The sequence below is a fragment of the Streptomyces sp. CB01881 genome (assembly GCF_002953255.1).
Classification (GTDB): domain Bacteria; phylum Actinomycetota; class Actinomycetes; order Streptomycetales; family Streptomycetaceae; genus Kitasatospora.
The window spans coordinates 8194421-8194734 of the sequence record NZ_CP026498.1; the positions used below are offsets into that span (position 1 = coordinate 8194421).

1 pseudogene is annotated in these 314 nt (G+C 70.1%); it reads left to right on the top strand.

The window, feature by feature from the left end:
* Nucleotides 1-314, top strand: a pseudogene (locus C2142_RS40375) (aconitase family protein); the annotation flags it as partial.

The window sequence follows — 314 nt, forward strand, 5'->3', positions numbered from 1 at the left end:
GGCACCGGCACACCAGGTGAACATCGAGCACCTGGCCCGCACGGTCATGGTCCGTGGCGGCCAGGCCTACCCGGACACCTGTGTCGGCACCGACTCGCACACCACCATGGTCAACGGCCTGGGCGTGCTGGGCTGGGGCGTCGGCGGCATCGAGGCCGAGGCCGCGATGCTGGGCCAGCCGGTCTCCATGCTGATCCCGCGCGTGGTCGGCTTCAAGCTCAACGGCCAGCTGCCGGCCGGCACCACCGCCACCGACCTGGTGCTCACCATCACCGAGATGCTGCGCAAGCACGGTGTGGTCGGCAAGTTCGTCG